The following is a 16,440-nucleotide window of genomic DNA, read 5'->3' on the forward strand; positions in this document are numbered from 1 at the left end:
GCCGGGCCGTCAGCCGTCGAGGAAGGCCAGGTCGAGGCGGGCGAGACGGGCGGGATCGGCGATGACGTCGATGGCGGCGATCCCGCCGTCGACGACGGTGAAGCCCATGACGGACAGGGGGCGGCCCTGGGCCGCGACGACGACGCCGGCCGCGCCGTTGACGAGGGCCGGGCGGGCGAACGGGGAGAGGCCGCCGAACGTGATGGCCTGGGAGGCCACCGTCCGGGCCCCGGTGAGCACGGTCGTGTGGCGAGCGCGGGCGGTGCCGCCGTCGGAGCGGAGCACGACGTCGGGGTGGAGCACGGCGACGAGGCCGTCGAAGTCGCCGTCCCGGGCCGCGGCGAAGAAGGCGTCGACGACGGCGCGCTGGCGTCCGACGTCGGGGTCGGGCGCGGGGGCCCGGCCGCGCACGCGGCGGCGGGCCCGGCTGGCCAGCTGCCTGGCCGCGGCCGGGGACCGCTCGATCACCGGGCCGATCTCGTCGAAGGGGACGGCGAACATGTCGTGCAGCACGAAGGCCAGCCGCTCCGCCGGGGTGAGCGTGTCGAGCACCACCAGCAGCGCGAGCCCGACGGAGTCGGCCAGCACCGCCTCCCGCTCGGGGTGGCCCGAGTCCTCGGGGCCGACGAGCGGGTCGGGGATGCGCGCGCCGGCCGGGTCCTCACGCCGGTTCCGGCGGGTGCGCAGCGTGTTCAGGCAGGTCCGCGCCACCACGGTGGTCAGCCACGCGTCGAGGTTCTCGACCTCGCCGGTGTCCGCGCCGTCGAGCCGCAGCCACGCCTCCTGCACCGCGTCCTCGGCTTCGCTCACCGAACCGAGCATCCGGTAGGCCACCGACCTCAGCCGAGGCCGCTGCCGCTCGAAGTGCCCGGTCAGCCACTCCCGCTCGTCCATCCCGCACCCTTCCCTCACGATCATGGTGGTTCCGGCCCCTGTCAGGCGGCGGCGCCCAGCACCAGGGAGGCGACCACCGGCGCCATGTACATCAGCGGGAACGGGACGTGCGAGACCCGGCGGGCCCGCAGGACGGTGACGACGGCCCCGGTGAAGTACAGCACCAGCCCGATCCCGGCGGCGACCCCGACGGCCGGCACGGCCAACCCGGCCAGAAGCCCCGCCGCCCCGGCGGCCTTGGCCGCGCCGAGCGGGTTCCACCACCGGCGCGGCACCCCGTACTCGGCCATCGGCTGCACCACCCACGGAGCACGGAAGAAGACGGAACCGGCCGAGAACCCGGCCATCACGGCACCCAGAACGGTCACGACGACGTAAGCGGTGGACATCAGCGGTACTCCTCGGATGAGGACGCCGGAACCGGCCGGCGTCTCGAGCGCGTCACCGTGTCGAACCCGCACGACGCGTGAACGTGACAGATCCGGTGAAAAAAGTCGGCCCGCTCCGAATTTCTCGGAGCGGGCCTGGTCAGAGCCGGACGAGCCTTCGTGATCAGGGCTCGTAGGCCAGGTTCGGGCTCAGCCAGCGCTCGGCCTCCGCCACGCTCAGGCCGGCCCGGGCGGCGTAGTCCTCGATCTGGTCGCGGCCCAGGCGCCCGACGGTGAAGTAACGGGCCTCCGGGCTGGCGAAGATCAGGCCGCTGACGCTCGACGCCGGGGTCATGGCGAACGACTCGGTGAGGGCCATGCCGTGCGCGCCCGCGTCGAGCAGTTCGAAGAGGGTGCTCTTGCGGCTGTGGTCCGGGCAGGCCGGGTAGCCCAGGGCGGGGCGGATGCCGCGGTACTTCTCGGCGTGCAGCTCCTCCAGGACGGGCTGGACGTCCGGCTCGAACCAGGCGCGGCGGGCCTGGAGGTGGATCAGTTCGGCGAACGCCTCGGCCAGGCGGTCGGCGAGCGCCTTGACCATGAGCGCCTTGTAGTCGTCCTGCTCGGCCTCGTACCGGGCGGCGAGCTGCTCCGCGCCGTGGACGGTGACCGCGAACGCGCCGAGGTGGTCGCCGGACGGCGCCACGTAGTCGGCGAGGCTGCGGTTGGGGCGGCCTTCGGGCTTGGCCGTCTGCTGCCGCAGCATCGGGAACCGCACGCCGTTCTCCAGGACGATGTCGTCGCCCTCGGAGTGCGCGGGCCAGAACCCGAGCACGCCCTCGGCGCGCAGCGACCCGTCGGCGATGATCTGGTCGAGCAGCGCCTGCCCCTCGTCGAACAGCTCGCGGGCGGCGGGCTGCTCCAGGATCGCCGGGTACTTGCCCTTCAGCTCCCAGGCGAGGAAGAAGAACTGCCAGTCGATCATGTCGCGCAGCTCGGCGAGGCTCGGCGTGACGGTCCTCAGCCCGGTGAACTCCGGCACGGGCAGCTCGCCGAACTCCACCCGCTCGGCGTTCCCGCGGGCCTGCGCCAGAGTGAGCATCGGCTGCTGCCGCCGGTTCTCGTGCGCCTCGCGCAGCGCCTGCTGCTCCTTGCGGTTGGCGGTGTCGAGCGCCTCGGCCCGGTCGGCGTCCAGCAGGTCCGACACCACGCCGACGACCCGCGACGCGTCCAGGACGTGCACGACCGGCCCGCTGTAGACGGGCGCGATCCGCACGGCCGTGTGCTGGCGGGACGTGGTCGCGCCGCCGATGAGCAGCGGCAGCTTCATCCCGCGCCGCTCCATCTCGGCCGCGACCGCGACCATCTCGTCCAGCGACGGGGTGATCAGCCCGGACAGGCCGATGACGTCGGCTCCCTCGGCGATCGCCGTGTCGAGGATCTTCGCGGCGGGCACCATGACGCCCAGGTCGACGACCTCGTAGTTGTTGCAGCCGAGGACGACCCCGACGATGTTCTTGCCGATGTCGTGGACGTCGCCCTTGACCGTGGCGAGCACGACCTTGCCCTGCCCGCGGCGCGCCGCGACGCGCCCCTCGGCGAGGGCCTTGGCCTTCTCGGCCTCCATGAACGGCTCGAGGTAGGCGACGGACCGCTTCATGGCCCGCGCGCTCTTGACGACCTGCGGCAGGAACATCTTCCCGGAGCCGAACAGGTCGCCGACGACCTTCATGCCGTCCATGAGCGGGCCCTCGATCACCTCGAGGGGCCGGGCGAAGCCCTGGCGGGCCTCCTCGGTGTCCTCCTCGATGAAGTCGGTGATGCCGTGGACCAGCGCGTGGGAGAGGCGCGCGTTGACGGGCTGCTCCCGCCACGACAGGTCGATCTCGCGCTTGGTGCCGCTGCCGGACACCGTCCGCGCCAGCTCGATGAGCCGGTCGGTGGCGTCGGGACGCCGGTCGAACAGGACGTCCTCGACGTGCTCGAGGAGGTCGGCGGGGATGTCGGCGTAGACGGCGAGCTGCCCGGCGTTGACGATGCCCATGTCGAGCCCGGCGCGGACGGCGTGCAGCAGGAACGCCGAGTGCATGGCCTCGCGGACCACGTCGTTGCCCCGGAAGGAGAACGACAGGTTGGAGATGCCGCCGGACGTGAGCGCGCCGGGGCAGCGCTCCTTGATCCGCGGCAGCGCCTCGATGAACTCCTTGGCGTAGCCGTTGTGCTCGCTCATGCCGGTCGCGACGGCCAGCACGTTCGGGTCGAAGATGATGTCCTCGGGCGCGAACCCGACCTCGTGGACGAGGAGGTCGTAGGCGCGTCCGCAGATCTCGACCTTGCGGTCGGCGGTGTCGGCCTGCCCCTGCTCGTCGAAGGCCATGACGACGGCGCCCGCGCCGAAGCTCTTGATCTTCCGGGCCTGGGCGAGGAACTGCTCCTCGCCCTCCTTGAGGCTGATGGAGTTGACGACCCCGTTGCCCTGGACGCACTTGAGCCCGGCCTCCAGCACGCTCCACCGCGAGCTGTCGATCATGACGGGGATCCTGGCGATCTCCGGCTCGGTCGCGATGAGCTTGAGGAAGGTGGTCATGGCCTGCTCGCTGTCGAGCAGGTCGGCGTCCATGTTGACGTCGAGGAGGTTGGCCCCGCCGCGCACCTGCTCCAGCGCCACGTCGGCGGCGGCCTGGAAGTCGTCGGCCTCGATGAGCCGCCGGAACCGCGCGGAGCCGGTGACGTTGGTGCGCTCGCCGATCATGACGAAGCCGGTGTCGGGCCCGATCTCGAAGGTCTCCAGGCCGGAGAACCGGCTGCGCTTCGGCGGCTCGGCGACCCTGCGCGGGGTCCTGCCCTTGACGGCCTCGGCGATCTTCGCGATGTGCGCGGGGGACGTGCCGCAGCAGCCGCCCGCGATGTTGATGAGTCCTTCGGCGGCGAACTCCCCGACGAGCCGCCCGGTCTCCTCCGGCGTCTCGTCGTACCCGCCGAACGCGTTGGGCAGCCCCGCGTTGGGGTGGGAGGCGGTGTACGTCCCGGCCATCCGGGCGAGATCCTCCACGTGCGGCCGCATCTCGACCGCGCCCAGCGAGCAGTTCACGCCGACGACGAGCGGCTTGGCGTGCTTGACGGAGTTCCAGAACGCCTCGACGGTCTGCCCCGACAGGGTGCGCCCCGACAGGTCGACGATCGTCACGGAGATCCACAGCGGCAGGTCCGGCGCGACCCGCTGGGCGGCGGAGATCGCCGCCTTCACGTTGAGCGTGTCGAAGATCGTCTCGATGAGCAGGAGGTCGACGCCGCCCTCGACGAGCGCCTCGATCTGCTCGGCGTACGTCGCCTCGACCTCGTCGAAGCTCACCGCCCGGTAGGCCGGGTCGTCGACCTTCGGGGAGAGCGAGAGCGTGACGTTCAGCGGCCCCACCGACCCGGCGACGAACTTCCCGCCGGCCTCGTCGGCGGCCTGCCGCGCCAGCCGCGCCCCCGCCACGTTCATCTCGCGCACGTACTCCTGCAGCCCGTAGTCGGCCTGCGCGATGCTCGTCGCGGTGAACGTGTTGGTGGTCGTGATGTCCGCCCCGGCCGCCAGGTACTGCCGGTGCACGTCGAGGATGACGTCGGGCCGGGTGATGTTCAGCAGGTCCGGGTCGCCGGTGACGTCCATCGGGTGGTCGGCGAACCGCTCGTTCCGGTAGTCCTCGGGCTGGAGTTTCGCCCCCTGGAGCATCGTGCCCCAGGCCCCGTCCAGCACCGCGATCCGCTGCTCGAGGATCTCCTTCAGCCGCCGCGTCCGCTCCTCGCGGTTCTGGGCGACCTGTGCTGATTCCGGCATCCCGACTCCTCCCATGCGTCTCGGGAGGCGCCCTTTTTCACTGAAAAAGGCCGAGCGTGGCGGGCGGCCGGCCCGTTGCAGCGCCTCTCGACCTGGTCTCAGATCCTACCCATCTCCTCCCCTCGCCCCGAATTCCTCCTCCCCCGTTGCGGGGAAGCGGAGATCATCGGCAAGGCCCGCTGCGGATGCGTTCGCCCCCGCAAGCGTCCGGCGGCCCGAGGAGCTGCCGTTATGCGACGACGGAAGGCCGGTGCGGGTCCGTGGGGACGGCCCCGGTTTCGTCGAAGAGCCGTTCCAGGGCTTCGTGCCCGTGCTCGCGGCGGAAGTCGAGTTCGGCGGCGGTGACGGGGAGGATCCACAGGAGCCGGGCCCGGCCTCCGGGAAGGGAGCAGTGTTCGAAGGCGGGCCCGTGGAGGGGGTGGGAGACCAGGAGGTGGTCGCAGGAGGAGCCGGGCGCCCAGGGCTTTCCGATGGGGACGCTGTGCCGGAGTTCCAGCCAGCGGGTCGCGTGGTAGTAGGCGACCATCGCCAGCAGTTCCACGAAGCTCTCGTCGTGCTCGGGGGCCGACAGGACGAGCTCCAGTCCGTCCCCCTCCTTGTTCGCCGCCCCCCAGCAGCCCGCGGTGACGTACGTCCAGCCGTCGGCTTGAGGGCCGGGCGCGACGGTCAGGATGCGGAGCCCGGGGACGGCCCCGCGCCGGCTCCGCCCCAGGTCGTAGACGGTGGAGGTGATCTCGTGTCCAGTGAAGAATCCGCCCACGTGGTCCGCCACAGCGGAGATCGCCTCGTCGTCGCACTCGATTCCGGTCATGGGCCCGATGATTCCAGGCTTCGAGCCGTGGCCTCCGCCGCCACGTCGCGAGCCGGGAAACCCGTCACGCGCGGGTTCCGTCCCGGGTGCCCGCGCACCGAAATATGTCAGATAACTACCGACCATCGACTTTTATGGAAATTTCTGACCTGAAAGACCAGAATGTGATCATCAACCAGTAACCGGTCTGATGGGTGAGACATGAGCGACGACCAGCCCGGCCCCGGGATCGACACCTCCAAGCCGCATTCGGCACGGATCTGGAACTACCTGCTGGGAGGCAAGGACCACTACGCCGTCGACCAGGAGGCCGCCGAGCGCGTCTGCGAGGCCTTCCCCGGGATGAGGGACATGACCCGCCAGTCGCGCTACATGCTCGCGCGGGTGGTGCGGCACCTGGCCGGAGCGGAAGGGATCCGGCAGTTCCTGGACATCGGCACCGGCCTCCCGACCGCCGACAACACCCACGAGGTCGCCCAGCGGGTGGCCCCGGACGCGCGGATCGTCTACGTCGACAACGACCCGCTGGTGCTGGTGCACGCCCGCGCGCTCCTGACCAGCACCCCCGAGGGCGCCACCGACTACATCGACGCCGACGTGCGCGATCCGGAGAAGGTCCTGCGGGAGGCCGCCCGAACCCTGGCCTTCTCCCGCCCGGTCGCGCTCATGCTCATGGGCGTCCTCGGCCTGGTCGACGACGAGCAGGCCCCGGTCGTCATGAAGCGGCTGGTGGCGGAGCTGCCGCCGGGCAGTTACGTGGCCCTCTACGACGGCTCCGACACCGACCCCGCGTACGTGGAGTCCATCCGGCGCCACAACGCGAACAGACCGGCCGCCCCCTACACCCCGCGCAGCCCCGAGCAGATCGCCCGTTTCTTCGACGGCCTGCACCTCCTGGAGCCCGGCGTGGTCTCGGTGTCGCAGTGGCGACCCGAGCCCGGCCCCTGGGACCCGCAGCCCGAGGTCTCCTGCTACGGCGGCCTGGCGCGCAAGCCCTGACCCGGCGCTGACCGCCTGGCCCGGGAGGGTTCGTCTACGCTCCCCCGCCGAGCCCGCCGAGCCCGCCGAGCCCGCCGAGCCCGCCGACTCGCCGGCCCGCTCACCGGAGCTGACGGCGCAGCCAGGCGGGGTCCGGGTTGACCCGTGACTGTCCTGCCACGACGACGGTCGGCACCGTCTCGTCGCCTCCGGTGACGGCCCGGACGTCGGCCGCTCCCTCCGGGTCACGCCAGATGTCCACCCAGTGCGCCCGGCGGGCGGCCGGGCCCAGCCGGAGCCGAAGCCGCAGGCAGTACTGGCAGCCCGGCCGCCAGTAGACGATCGGCCGCCCGTCGTCCGCGCTGCGGCGCCGGGCCTCCGCCGCGCTGATCGATCGGGGGAAGGCCAACGGCGACAGCCCCACGGCGAACACGAGGAACACCACCAGCCAGACGGCGGCGACCCCTGGCGACCCTGTGTCCGCCTCCCGGACGGCGATGACCAGGCCGAGGACCGCGAGCAGCAGGGGCAGCGTCCATCTACGCATCACGAAGCGCACGCTATCCGCTCTCGATCGAATAGCCCAAAGAGCCCAGGACATGCCTTGCTCCGCAGATCAGAAGCTCCTTGGTCGAACCAAGACCACCCGGGGAGGAAGGCTGCGGCTGGAGGGCGTGGCGCTCGCAGCGCACGGCCGGGCGTCGGCAGCCCGACGGCAGGAATCCCATCGACCCACATTTCCGAGATTTCCCACAAAGGCGGATGCCGTTCAGCACGATGGAGATCCGAACCGCCGCCGAGCCGATGGGTCGCACCGTGCCGGAGTTCTTCACCACGTGGATCACCTCCCCGGTCTGGGGAGAGCTGGTCTCCCGCATGATCCCCCGGGCTCCCGCCCCCGGCGCGGGCCTGGCCGAACCGGCAGGCTGGAGGGAACGCCTCGCCTGGCGCAGAGGCGACAAGAAGGAACTCGTCGAACGCGACCTACGCTCCCTCGTCCACCGGCTCGCCCTCATGGCAACCGACGAGAAGCCGGAGTGGCGCTCCATCGACCCGGCCGAGGGCGAACGCGCCGAGAACGCGGTCGTCACCACGCTGCTCTCCCTGGACGCCATCGACATCGATCTGGCGCTACGGGCGGACCTCGACCCGGAACGTTTGTCGGAGCTCATGCGCGGGGCCGCCCCGGACGCGGCCGTCTCGCTGACGGACGCTCGCGCCCTGGCCCTCTTCACAGAACTCCTGGACGGCGCCTGTCTCCGCCTGGTCGAGCACTTCACCCGCCTCGGCGAGTTCGGCCCCCGCGTGGACGTCGAGACCATCCGCAGGCTCGGCGACCTCGATCGCCGCCTCCCCGACCTGGACGACAAGACCCGCGCCTACGAGGAGCGCTACCGGGCGGGCGTCGCCGCGCTTTACGGCAAGGTCCGCCTCTACGGCCTGGGCCTCCCCTTCCGCGAGCAGACCTACGAGTTGGCCACGGCGTATGTGAACCTCTCGGTCCGCTCCGACGCCCCGCGCCGCGCGGGCATATCGGAGCCCTCGGGCCTCACCCCCTCCCGGGAGTTCGACAACCGTTTCGAGGACCTCCTCGCCACCCGTTCCCGCCTGCTCCTGGAAGGCCCGGCCGGGGCGGGGAAGACCACGCTGCTCCAGCACCTCACCCTGCTGGTCTGCAAGCAGAGCCTCCCCGCGCAGCTCGACGGCTGGAAGGAACTGGGCGTGGTCCCCTTCCTGCTCCGTCTGCGCGATCACATGAAGTCCGACGGACTGCACCTGCCCGCCGTCGAACGGTTCGTGGAGCAGGACGCCGCCTCGGACGACAAGCCGGCCGCCTGGGTGACCGGCCTTCTCGACGCGGGCCGCGCCGTCGTCTTCGTCGACGGGTTGGACGAGGTCCCCCAGGAGTTCCGCCCGCAGGTGATGGAGTGGCTGGAAAGCCGTCTCGCCCTCCACCCCGAGGCCCGGTTCGTCGTGACGTCCCGTCCCGGCGCGCTCTCCTCCTTCCAGCGGGAGCAGCTGTCCGCGTGGGGTTTCGCCTCCTGCCGCCTGGAGCCGATGAACGCCGGCCAGGTCAACGACTTCATCCGCCGCTGGTACCGCACCAATCGGGCCGAGGGCCGCGAGGACCCGTCCGGGGAGCAGGCCGAGGAACTCATCGATTCCCTGACCATCCGCAGGGACCTGTCCCGGCTCGCCACGAACCCGCTGTTGTGCGCGATGTTGTGCTCGCTCAGCCGGATCCACAACAACGTGCTCCCCGAAAGCCGCACCGCCCTCTACGACCGGGCGCTGACCATGCTGCTGGAGTCGCGCGACCAGGAGCGCCGCATCCCCACCGGAGAGCTCTCCCTCTCCCGGCTCCAGGCCGAACCCTTCCTGTCCGGCATCGCGATGTGGATGACTCTCAACGGGCGCCGCACGATCGATCACGCAACGGCCCTGGACAAGATCGAAAAGCGGCTCTCCCGGCTCCACAAGATCGAGACCACTCCCGAGGCGGTGCTGGGGTTCCTCCGGGAGCGCTCCGGCCTCCTTCAGGAACCGACGATCGACAGCCTCGAGTTCCGCCATCCGAGTTTTCAGGACTACCTGGCCGCCGCCGAGATCTTCCAGGAGCACCACCTCGACCATCTCATCAACCACGCCCAGGACCCGCTCTATCACGACGTCCTGATCATGGCCGTCGGCCAGAGTCAACGCGACCCTGCCCGGCAGGACCGGCTTCTCCGCGACCTCATCGCCCGAGCCGGGACCGCCCTCTCCGAGGGCACCGCCCGAGCCCTCTGGCTCCTCGCCGCAGCCTGTATCACCGAAGCCCAGGTCGTCTCCCATGAGCTCTCACGGACCATCACCGCCCGCACCGAGCAGCTCATCCCACCGAAGACCCAGGAGGAAGCCGAGCAGCTCGCCAAAGCCGGCCCCTTCGTCGTTGATCTGCTGGCCGACCATGCCCGCACCCGCGCCCTCACCGAGGACGAGGCCGCCGCCATCGCCGAAGTGGTTCTCCTGACCGGCGTCGACGCGTCGATCTCCCTGCTCCGGTTCCTCTCACGTGTTCAGGCGTTCAAGGTGCAAAGAGTTCTCTCGCGCGGATGGTTCGACTCGCGTTTCCCCGAGGAGTACGCCAGGGAAGTCCTCTCCCAGCGGCAGACCTTCGTGGAATTTCCTGTTCGCGACTCGGAGCGCTTGCGCATGCTCTCTCTGCTCACCAACTTGGAAACCCTTTCCCTCACTGAAGCCGAGTCTGGTGACCTGTCTTTTCTGATCGGCTTTACCAACCTTCGGTCCCTCGGCCTCATACAGCCCCGGGTGAGCGACATCAGCCCTCTCGCCCACCTCACCAACCTCCAAGACCTCTTCCTCACAGGGACCCGGGTGAGCGACATCACCCCCCTCGCCCACCTCACCAACCTCCAAGACCTCTTCCTCACAGGGACCCGGGTGAGCGACATCACCCCCCTCGCCCACCTCACCAACCTCCAAGACCTCGGCCTGGCAAGGACCCGGGTGAGCGACATCAGCCCTCTCGCCCACCTCACCGATCTTCGAGATCTCTTCCTTGCGGGGACCCGGGTGAGCGACATCACCCCCCTCGCCCACCTCACCAACCTCCAGCGCCTCAGCCTGGAGAGAACCCGGGTGAGCGACATCGGCCCCCTCGCCCACCTCACCGACCTCCAGCGCCTCAGCCTTGCGGGGACCCAGGTGAGCGACATCAGCCCCCTCACCCGCCTCACCAACCTTCAGTACCTTGATCTGACAGGTACTCGGGTGACTGATGTAGAGGCCTTCGCCCACCTCGACGTCCGCATTTCCGCAGATGGGTGAGTCCCGTCCTCTCATCTCAGGGCGGTGAGGTGATCTCAGCGGAACAATTCGGCCCGCCGGATTTCCCTACAAGTACTTCTCCGGCAAGCCCACACCCACGCCGGCAACGTCCAGGCCCGGTCCACGACCTCACCGCCGTCCGCCCCCGCCTGCTCCCTCGCCCACTTCGAACACGGCCGCCGACCGGGAATTCACTGAGATCACTCGGGGAACTTGATCCGGACGGCCTCCGAACCACCCCGCTGGAGGCCGTTCACCGACCGTTCTTCCGGGCGGTACGCGGCGGGACGTTCCACGTCGGTTCGCCCGGGGGTGCCGAAGCGCTCGTCGCGGGGTGCCGGTCCAGGGTGCCGGGGTGTGGGTCGTCGATCCGCCGGACGGCGGTCCGTCCCGGACGGCGGGCGGTCTCCGTACCTGCGGTGGCGTTGCGCGACGGCGAGGTGGATCTCGTGCCATCCCGTCGGGTGGCGGCGAGGCCCCTGTCAGGCGCTCTCCCACGACGGTGCCCGGTCGGTTTCGTGGGACCGCCGCGTGATCCGGGCCTCTGCCCCGCCTCCTAGACGGGGTCGGGGTGTCGGTGGCATCCATTACCGTGAATGGGCTGACTCTGAGCGGATTTGTCCAGGTCGAGGGCGGTAGGGCGGCATCCCTCGCTGACGGGATCGGCCCGGATTCCCCGACCGGCTTTTCTGCGGAGCGCGGTGGAGCACGCCGGGGTCCGGGCTGGTCCGTGCGGTGCGCGTGTCCCTCGGCTGGAGGCGTGGGGGTCGGCGCGTCCACGGGCCGGTTCTTCGAGTACTCGAAAGTTTCGTACGGCGGCCGGGAGAGGCCGCAAAGATGGGACGGCGGGCCGCACAGCCGGTCCGCGACGGTTTCGCCTCGGGTGCGTCGCACCCGAGGGGACGGCCGGGAGCATGAAGCGAGAGGGCGACGAGTGAGCGTTAACCAGGAACTGGCCGGTTTTCTGTGGTCGGTGGCCGATCTGCTGCGCGGCGACTACAAGCAGTCGGAGTACGGCAAGGTCATTCTGCCTTTCACGGTGCTGCGCCGTTTCGACTCCGTCATGGAGCCGACACGTGAGGCCGTCCGAAAGCGCGCCGCCTCCTACCCGGGTTCGGCTCCCCCGCCGAACATGTTGAAGGTCGCGGCGAAGCTTCCGTTCTACAACCTGTCCACGCAGGACTTCCGGACGATCGGCGCCGACCCCGCGAACGTCCGCAAGAACCTCGTCGACTACATCAACGGCTTCTCCCAGGAGGTCACCGAGATCATCGAGCGGTACGACTTCTTCAACCAGATCGAGCGCCTGGACGCGTCGGGCCTGCTCTACCAGGTGGTGCAGAAGTTCGCCGACCCGAAGCTCGACCTGAGCCCGTCGCGGGTCAGCAACCACGACATGGGCTACCTGTTCGAGGAGCTGATCCGCAGGTTCTCGGAGCTGTCGAACGAGACGGCCGGCGAGCACTTCACCCCGCGCGAGGTCATCGAGCTGATGGTGGAGCTCCTGATCGCCCCCGACGACGAGGCCCTCACCGGGGAGGGGAAGGTCATCGACATCCTCGACCCGGCGTGCGGGACGGGCGGGATGCTCGCCGCCGCCGAGGAGCACATCCGCAGGCTCAACCCGTACGCCCGCGTGAACCTGTCGGGCCAGGAGCTCAACGCCGAGTCGTACGCGATCTGCAAGTCGGACCTTCTGATGAAGGGCTACGACGAGAAGAACTCCTCGATCGCGTTCGGGAACTCCTTCAGCGTGGACGGCCACGACGGCCGGACGTTCCGCTACATGCTCGCCAACCCTCCGTTCGGCGTCGACTGGAAGAGAGTGCAGAAGGTCGTCACCGACGAGCACAAAGACAAGGGCCACGCCGGCCGTTTCGGCGCGGGCCTGCCCCGCATCAACGACGGCTCGTTCCTGTTCCTGCAGCACATGATGGCCAAGATGCGTCCTGTCACCTCGGATGTGGACGACGACGGCCTGAAGGGCTCCCGCATCGCCGTCGTCTTCAACGGCTCGCCCCTGTTCACCGGCGCGGCCGGTTCGGGCGAGTCGGAGATCCGCCGCTGGATCCTGGAGAACGACTACCTGGAGGCGATCGTCGCCCTCCCGGACCAGCTGTTCTACAACACCGGCATCTCGACGTACTTCTGGATCGTCACGAACAACAAAGCACCCGCGAACCGGGGAAAGGTCGTCCTCCTGGACGCCCGCGACCAGTGGACGAAGATGCGCAAGTCCCTCGGCGAGAAGCGCAAGCAGATCAGCGAGACCCAGCGCGAGCACATCAAGAAGGTCTACCGCGACGCCCTCGACATCGCCGCCGACCCGGACCACCCCGACCACGCCAAGGTGAAGGTGTTCCGCAACGAGGACTTCGGCTATCAGCGCATCACCATTGACCGGCCACTCCGTCAGCGCTTCGAACTGACGGAGGAGACCCTCGCGGCCATCTCTGAACTGTCGGCCGTGCAGAAGTACGACCTCCGCGATGAACTACTGACCGGCCTGCGCACCCTCCTCGGCCTCTCCGAGACCAAGCGCGAGACGTTCCGCAAGAAGCTCTACGACGGCTACATCCAGAGCGATGTGACGTTCCCGCCTAACATCGTCGACAAGACGATCCTCACCGCCGTCGCTGTCTCCGACCCGGAAGGCGAAGTCCAGACGGTCAAGGGCAAACCCATCCATGACCCTGACCTCCGCGACGCCGAAAACGTGCCCCTCACCGAGAACATCGACAAATACTTCGCCCGCGAGGTCTTCCCTCACGTCCCCGACGCCTGGATCGCCGACTTCAAAGACCCAAAGACCAAAGAAGTCGGACGGACCAAAATCGGCTACGAGATCCCCTTCACCCGGCACTTCTACACCTACACTCCGCCCCGACCTCTAGCCGAAATCGACGCTGAGCTCAAAGAACTCGAATCCCAGATCCAGGCGCTCCTCAGCGAGGTGATCCAGTGAGCGGCACTTGGCCCTTGGTGAGGTTGGGATATCTGTGTCGGCTTCAGTCTGGCCTGACAGTTGATTCCTCCCGTGATCTCACTGGTGATGTCGTCACCCGACCCTACCTCCGGGTAGCGAACGTCCAAGCAGGCTATATCGAAACAGAATCAGTCACAGAGATAACCGTTCCCCGGCCCATCGCAGCCCGTAGCACCCTCCGATACGGTGACGTCCTAATGACCGAAGGCGGCGACCTCGACAAACTTGGACGGGGCACAGTTTGGCGCAACGAACTGGAAGGCTGCCTTCACCAGAATCACGTCTTCGCGCTCCGCACGTTTCGGGATCGGCTGGACCCACAGTACCTCGCCCTGGTGACACAGTCCCTATACGCTCGGCACTACTTCGAAAGCACCGGAACCAAGACCACCAATCTCGCTTCCACAAACAGGAGCAAGATTCTCGACTTCCCCGTTCCTCTTCCGCCCCTAGAGGAGCAGCAGCGGATCGCTGGCTTCCTAAATGGCGAGACATCCCGCATTGATCGACTCGTCCGAATGCGCAACGCTCAGGCTAGCCTAATCAAAGAGAGGCAAGAAGCATATTTGTCTTCGAAGTCATCTTCCCTAATTTCCACTCACGGCGAAGTCAGACTCAGACATGTCCTCCTATCAATCGAACAAGGATGGTCTCCCCAGTGCGAGGATAGGCTAGCGGAACCCGGAGAATGGGGCGTGGTCAGAGCAGGATGCATTAACGGCGGATCATTTCGAATGGATCAGCACAAAGCCCTACCCGCAGGCGTTACCCCCAGAAAAGCATACCAGCTCAAGGGGGGAGATTTGCTAATGTCTCGAGCAAGCGGATCACCCGACCTCATCGGGAGTGTCGGAATCGTTCCCGAAATAAATCAGAACCTCTTGTTGTGCGACAAGGTTTATCGACTCCACATCAATCGACTTCGCATGCGCGAGCAATTTATTGCCATCATGCTCCGAACCAGGCAGGTGCGCGAGCACATCAAGCTAGGAATTTCTGGCGCCGAGGGCATGGCAAATAATCTGCCTACCGCAGTTGTTCGAGATTGCCGCCTACCCAATGTTCCCTTGGCAGAGCAAGACATCCTTGTTTCCGCATTTAATGAACATGCCGCCTCAGTAGCGGCGGCCCAGTCCGCACTGACGCAGCAGCTTGAGCTGCTGACGGAGCGACGGCAGGCTTTGATTACTGCTGCGGTGACAGGACAGCTCGACGTGACGACGGCACATGGGATTTAGCGGTGACGACCGGAGTACCAGAGGTCTCGGATGACCATGGCCGTGAAGGTGACGGACAGGGTTAGGACGTAGGCGCCCAAGAGGAGGGCGCCTACGGTTCCCAAGGTCACAGGGCGTCCTCGATTTTGGTTTGGGTGGCGAGGGCTTCTTTGAGTTCTTCGAGGGTGTCTTCCACGAGGGTCATGTAGAGGCCGGCCACGAGCTCCTCATCGGTGAGGAAGGGACAGCCAAGGCGGGTGGCGATATAGCATGTCTTGTCGCTGAAGGCGCGGATGTTCCAGTCGGGGTGTTCCTTCTGGAGGAGAGTGCATTCCTGCTCGTTCATGGATGAGATTCCTTGGGGCTTCGGGTGCGTTCTCATGACCACCCTCACAGGAAGCTGTTACCCTCAGCTACGAACCGCGCACTCCCCAGCCGCACCCCCCGCTTCGCCGTTCACACCCCATACTCGGCGACTCCACACCCCGGGAGGAACTCGATGGCACCCGAACGCAAGGGCGACCCGATCTGGCCTCAGAAGATGTTCGTCATCGAGATGCGCGCCCGACGCAACAAAACAGGGCTTTCACGCAACAAACTGGCTGAAGCTCTCGGCTGTACACCACAGTGGCTTGCGAAGGTCGAGACATACGACAAGCTTCCTTCAGAGGGACTTGCCGACGACCTGAACACCTATTTCACGACCGACGGATCCTTCCACCGACTGTGGGAAGAAATCATGGACGCGCGGAAGCGCGCCTTGATTCCCAGCGGGTTCCGTCCGCTGGCCGAAGCCGAAAGAGATGCAGTCCAGTTCAGTATTTATGCTCCGCTACTGGTGCCCGGAATACTTCAAACAGAAGAGTACGGTCGCCTGGTCCTGAACTCAGTCCAGCGCCCAGAAAAGGCCGAGGAACTACTTGCTGTCCGCCTGGAAAGGCAGTCGATCTTCGCAAGTAATGAACCGCCCTGGCTTTTCCTTGTCATCGGAGAATCCGTACTCAGAAATATTCCTCAAGGAGTCCGTGAAGGGCAGTGCAAACGGCTACTCGATCTCCTTGGAGACCCAAATATTTCGATGCAGGTCGTTCCCGTGGAGACTCAGATCTACCAAGGTAGCGGTTTTCAGGTTCTTTCTTTCGACAAGAGCGCCGACCTTGCCTACGTAGACGGCGCGGGTAGCCATGGCCACATGCTCACCGAACCGTCCGAGGTGCGGGACCTTACCGTACTCTTCAACATGATCAGATCTTCCGCATTGTCGGCGGGAGAATCAAAGAATCTGATCTGTACGATCATGGAGGGCACGTGAGCACAGTAGACATGTCATCCGCGCACTGGCGCAAGAGCACTCATAGCGACGCCTCCGGGGGAGACTGCGTCGAGGTCGCCGGTCTCCCCGAGGTGATCGCGGTACGGGACTCCAAGGACCCCGACGGCCCCAAACTGGCCTTCTCCCGCGCCGCCTTCACCACCTTCACCCACCATCTCCGTACCGGCCGACACGATTCCTGACGTCCCGTCCGGCGGACGGC

The 16,440-nt window shown here is 67.5% G+C and carries 12 protein-coding genes, 1 pseudogene and 1 riboswitch; of the genes and pseudogenes, 7 read left to right on the forward strand and 6 right to left on the reverse strand.

Annotated elements, in window-relative coordinates; all coding sequences use genetic code 11:
- Nucleotides 1–9: 9 nt before the first annotated feature.
- The 4 genes from sigJ to ABD327_RS10255 all read right to left on the reverse strand — a co-directional run bounded on the left by sigJ (nt 10) and on the right by ABD327_RS10255 (nt 5,893).
- Complete coding sequence (gene sigJ / locus ABD327_RS10240; RefSeq protein WP_344450025.1) at nt 10–894, reverse strand: RNA polymerase sigma factor SigJ; 885 nt, start codon at nt 892–894, stop codon at nt 10–12.
- Between the two features lie 41 nt (nt 895–935).
- The gene (locus ABD327_RS10245; RefSeq protein ID WP_344450026.1) at nt 936–1,283 is read right to left on the reverse strand and encodes a DoxX family protein; all 348 of its coding nucleotides are present in this window, start codon (nt 1,281–1,283) and stop codon (nt 936–938) included.
- Nucleotides 1,284–1,446: 163 nt separating this feature from the next.
- Nucleotides 1,447–5,082: a methionine synthase gene (gene metH / locus ABD327_RS10250; protein WP_344450027.1), complete on the reverse strand. Its 3,636-nt coding sequence runs from the start codon at nt 5,080–5,082 to the stop codon at nt 1,447–1,449.
- An 18-nt stretch (nt 5,083–5,100) separates the two neighbouring features.
- A riboswitch (S-adenosyl-L-homocysteine riboswitch) is annotated at nt 5,101–5,177 on the reverse strand.
- Between the two features lie 134 nt (nt 5,178–5,311).
- Complete coding sequence (locus ABD327_RS10255; RefSeq protein ID WP_344450028.1) at nt 5,312–5,893, reverse strand: suppressor of fused domain protein; 582 nt, start codon at nt 5,891–5,893, stop codon at nt 5,312–5,314.
- A 201-nt stretch (nt 5,894–6,094) separates the two neighbouring features.
- Between ABD327_RS10255 and ABD327_RS10260 the strand changes: the two genes are divergently transcribed.
- Nucleotides 6,095–6,892, forward strand: a complete 798-nt coding sequence (locus ABD327_RS10260; protein ID WP_344450029.1) for an SAM-dependent methyltransferase — start codon at nt 6,095–6,097, stop codon at nt 6,890–6,892.
- 100 nt (nt 6,893–6,992) lie between these two features.
- Here the strand turns inward: ABD327_RS10260 and ABD327_RS10265 are convergent, their stop codons facing one another.
- Nucleotides 6,993–7,418: a glutaredoxin domain-containing protein gene (locus tag ABD327_RS10265; RefSeq protein WP_344450120.1), complete on the reverse strand. Its 426-nt coding sequence runs from the start codon at nt 7,416–7,418 to the stop codon at nt 6,993–6,995.
- 230 nt (nt 7,419–7,648) lie between these two features.
- Here ABD327_RS10265 and ABD327_RS10270 point away from each other — a divergent pair, with 230 nt between their 5' ends.
- From ABD327_RS10270 to ABD327_RS10280, 4 genes and pseudogenes are all read left to right on the forward strand, one after another.
- A complete protein-coding gene (locus tag ABD327_RS10270) occupies nt 7,649–10,702 on the forward strand; it encodes an NACHT domain-containing protein (protein ID WP_344450030.1) in 3,054 nt (1,017 codons plus the stop codon).
- Nucleotides 10,703–11,636: 934 nt separating this feature from the next.
- A complete protein-coding gene (locus ABD327_RS10275) occupies nt 11,637–13,667 on the forward strand; it encodes a type I restriction-modification system subunit M (protein ID WP_344450031.1) in 2,031 nt (676 codons plus the stop codon).
- A 218-nt stretch (nt 13,668–13,885) separates the two neighbouring features.
- Nucleotides 13,886–14,161: pseudogene (locus ABD327_RS37455) on the forward strand (restriction endonuclease subunit S); the annotation flags it as partial.
- A gap of 261 nt (nt 14,162–14,422) precedes the next feature.
- The gene (locus tag ABD327_RS10280) at nt 14,423–14,926 is read left to right on the forward strand and encodes a restriction endonuclease subunit S domain-containing protein (protein WP_344450032.1); all 504 of its coding nucleotides are present in this window, start codon (nt 14,423–14,425) and stop codon (nt 14,924–14,926) included.
- Between the two features lie 106 nt (nt 14,927–15,032).
- On the opposite strand, the gene ABD327_RS10285 is transcribed toward ABD327_RS10280, so the two are convergent.
- Nucleotides 15,033–15,251 carry a hypothetical protein gene (locus ABD327_RS10285; protein ID WP_344450033.1) on the reverse strand — a complete coding sequence of 73 codons (219 nt, stop codon included), beginning with the start codon at nt 15,249–15,251 and terminating at the stop codon, nt 15,033–15,035.
- A gap of 153 nt (nt 15,252–15,404) precedes the next feature.
- On the opposite strand from ABD327_RS10285, the gene ABD327_RS10290 reads away from it, so the two are divergent.
- Together ABD327_RS10290 and ABD327_RS10295 are read left to right on the forward strand one after the other, a co-directional pair.
- The gene (locus tag ABD327_RS10290; protein WP_344450034.1) at nt 15,405–16,217 is read left to right on the forward strand and encodes a helix-turn-helix domain-containing protein; all 813 of its coding nucleotides are present in this window, start codon (nt 15,405–15,407) and stop codon (nt 16,215–16,217) included.
- Entirely contained in the window at nt 16,214–16,420 is a 207-nt protein-coding gene (locus ABD327_RS10295) for a DUF397 domain-containing protein (protein ID WP_344450035.1), read from the forward strand. Before ABD327_RS10290 ends, ABD327_RS10295 begins: the two co-directional genes overlap by 4 nt.
- Nucleotides 16,421–16,440: the final 20 nt, after the last annotated feature.

This window comes from Actinocorallia aurantiaca (assembly GCF_039533685.1).
GTDB classification, from domain to species: domain Bacteria; phylum Actinomycetota; class Actinomycetes; order Streptosporangiales; family Streptosporangiaceae; genus Actinocorallia; species Actinocorallia aurantiaca.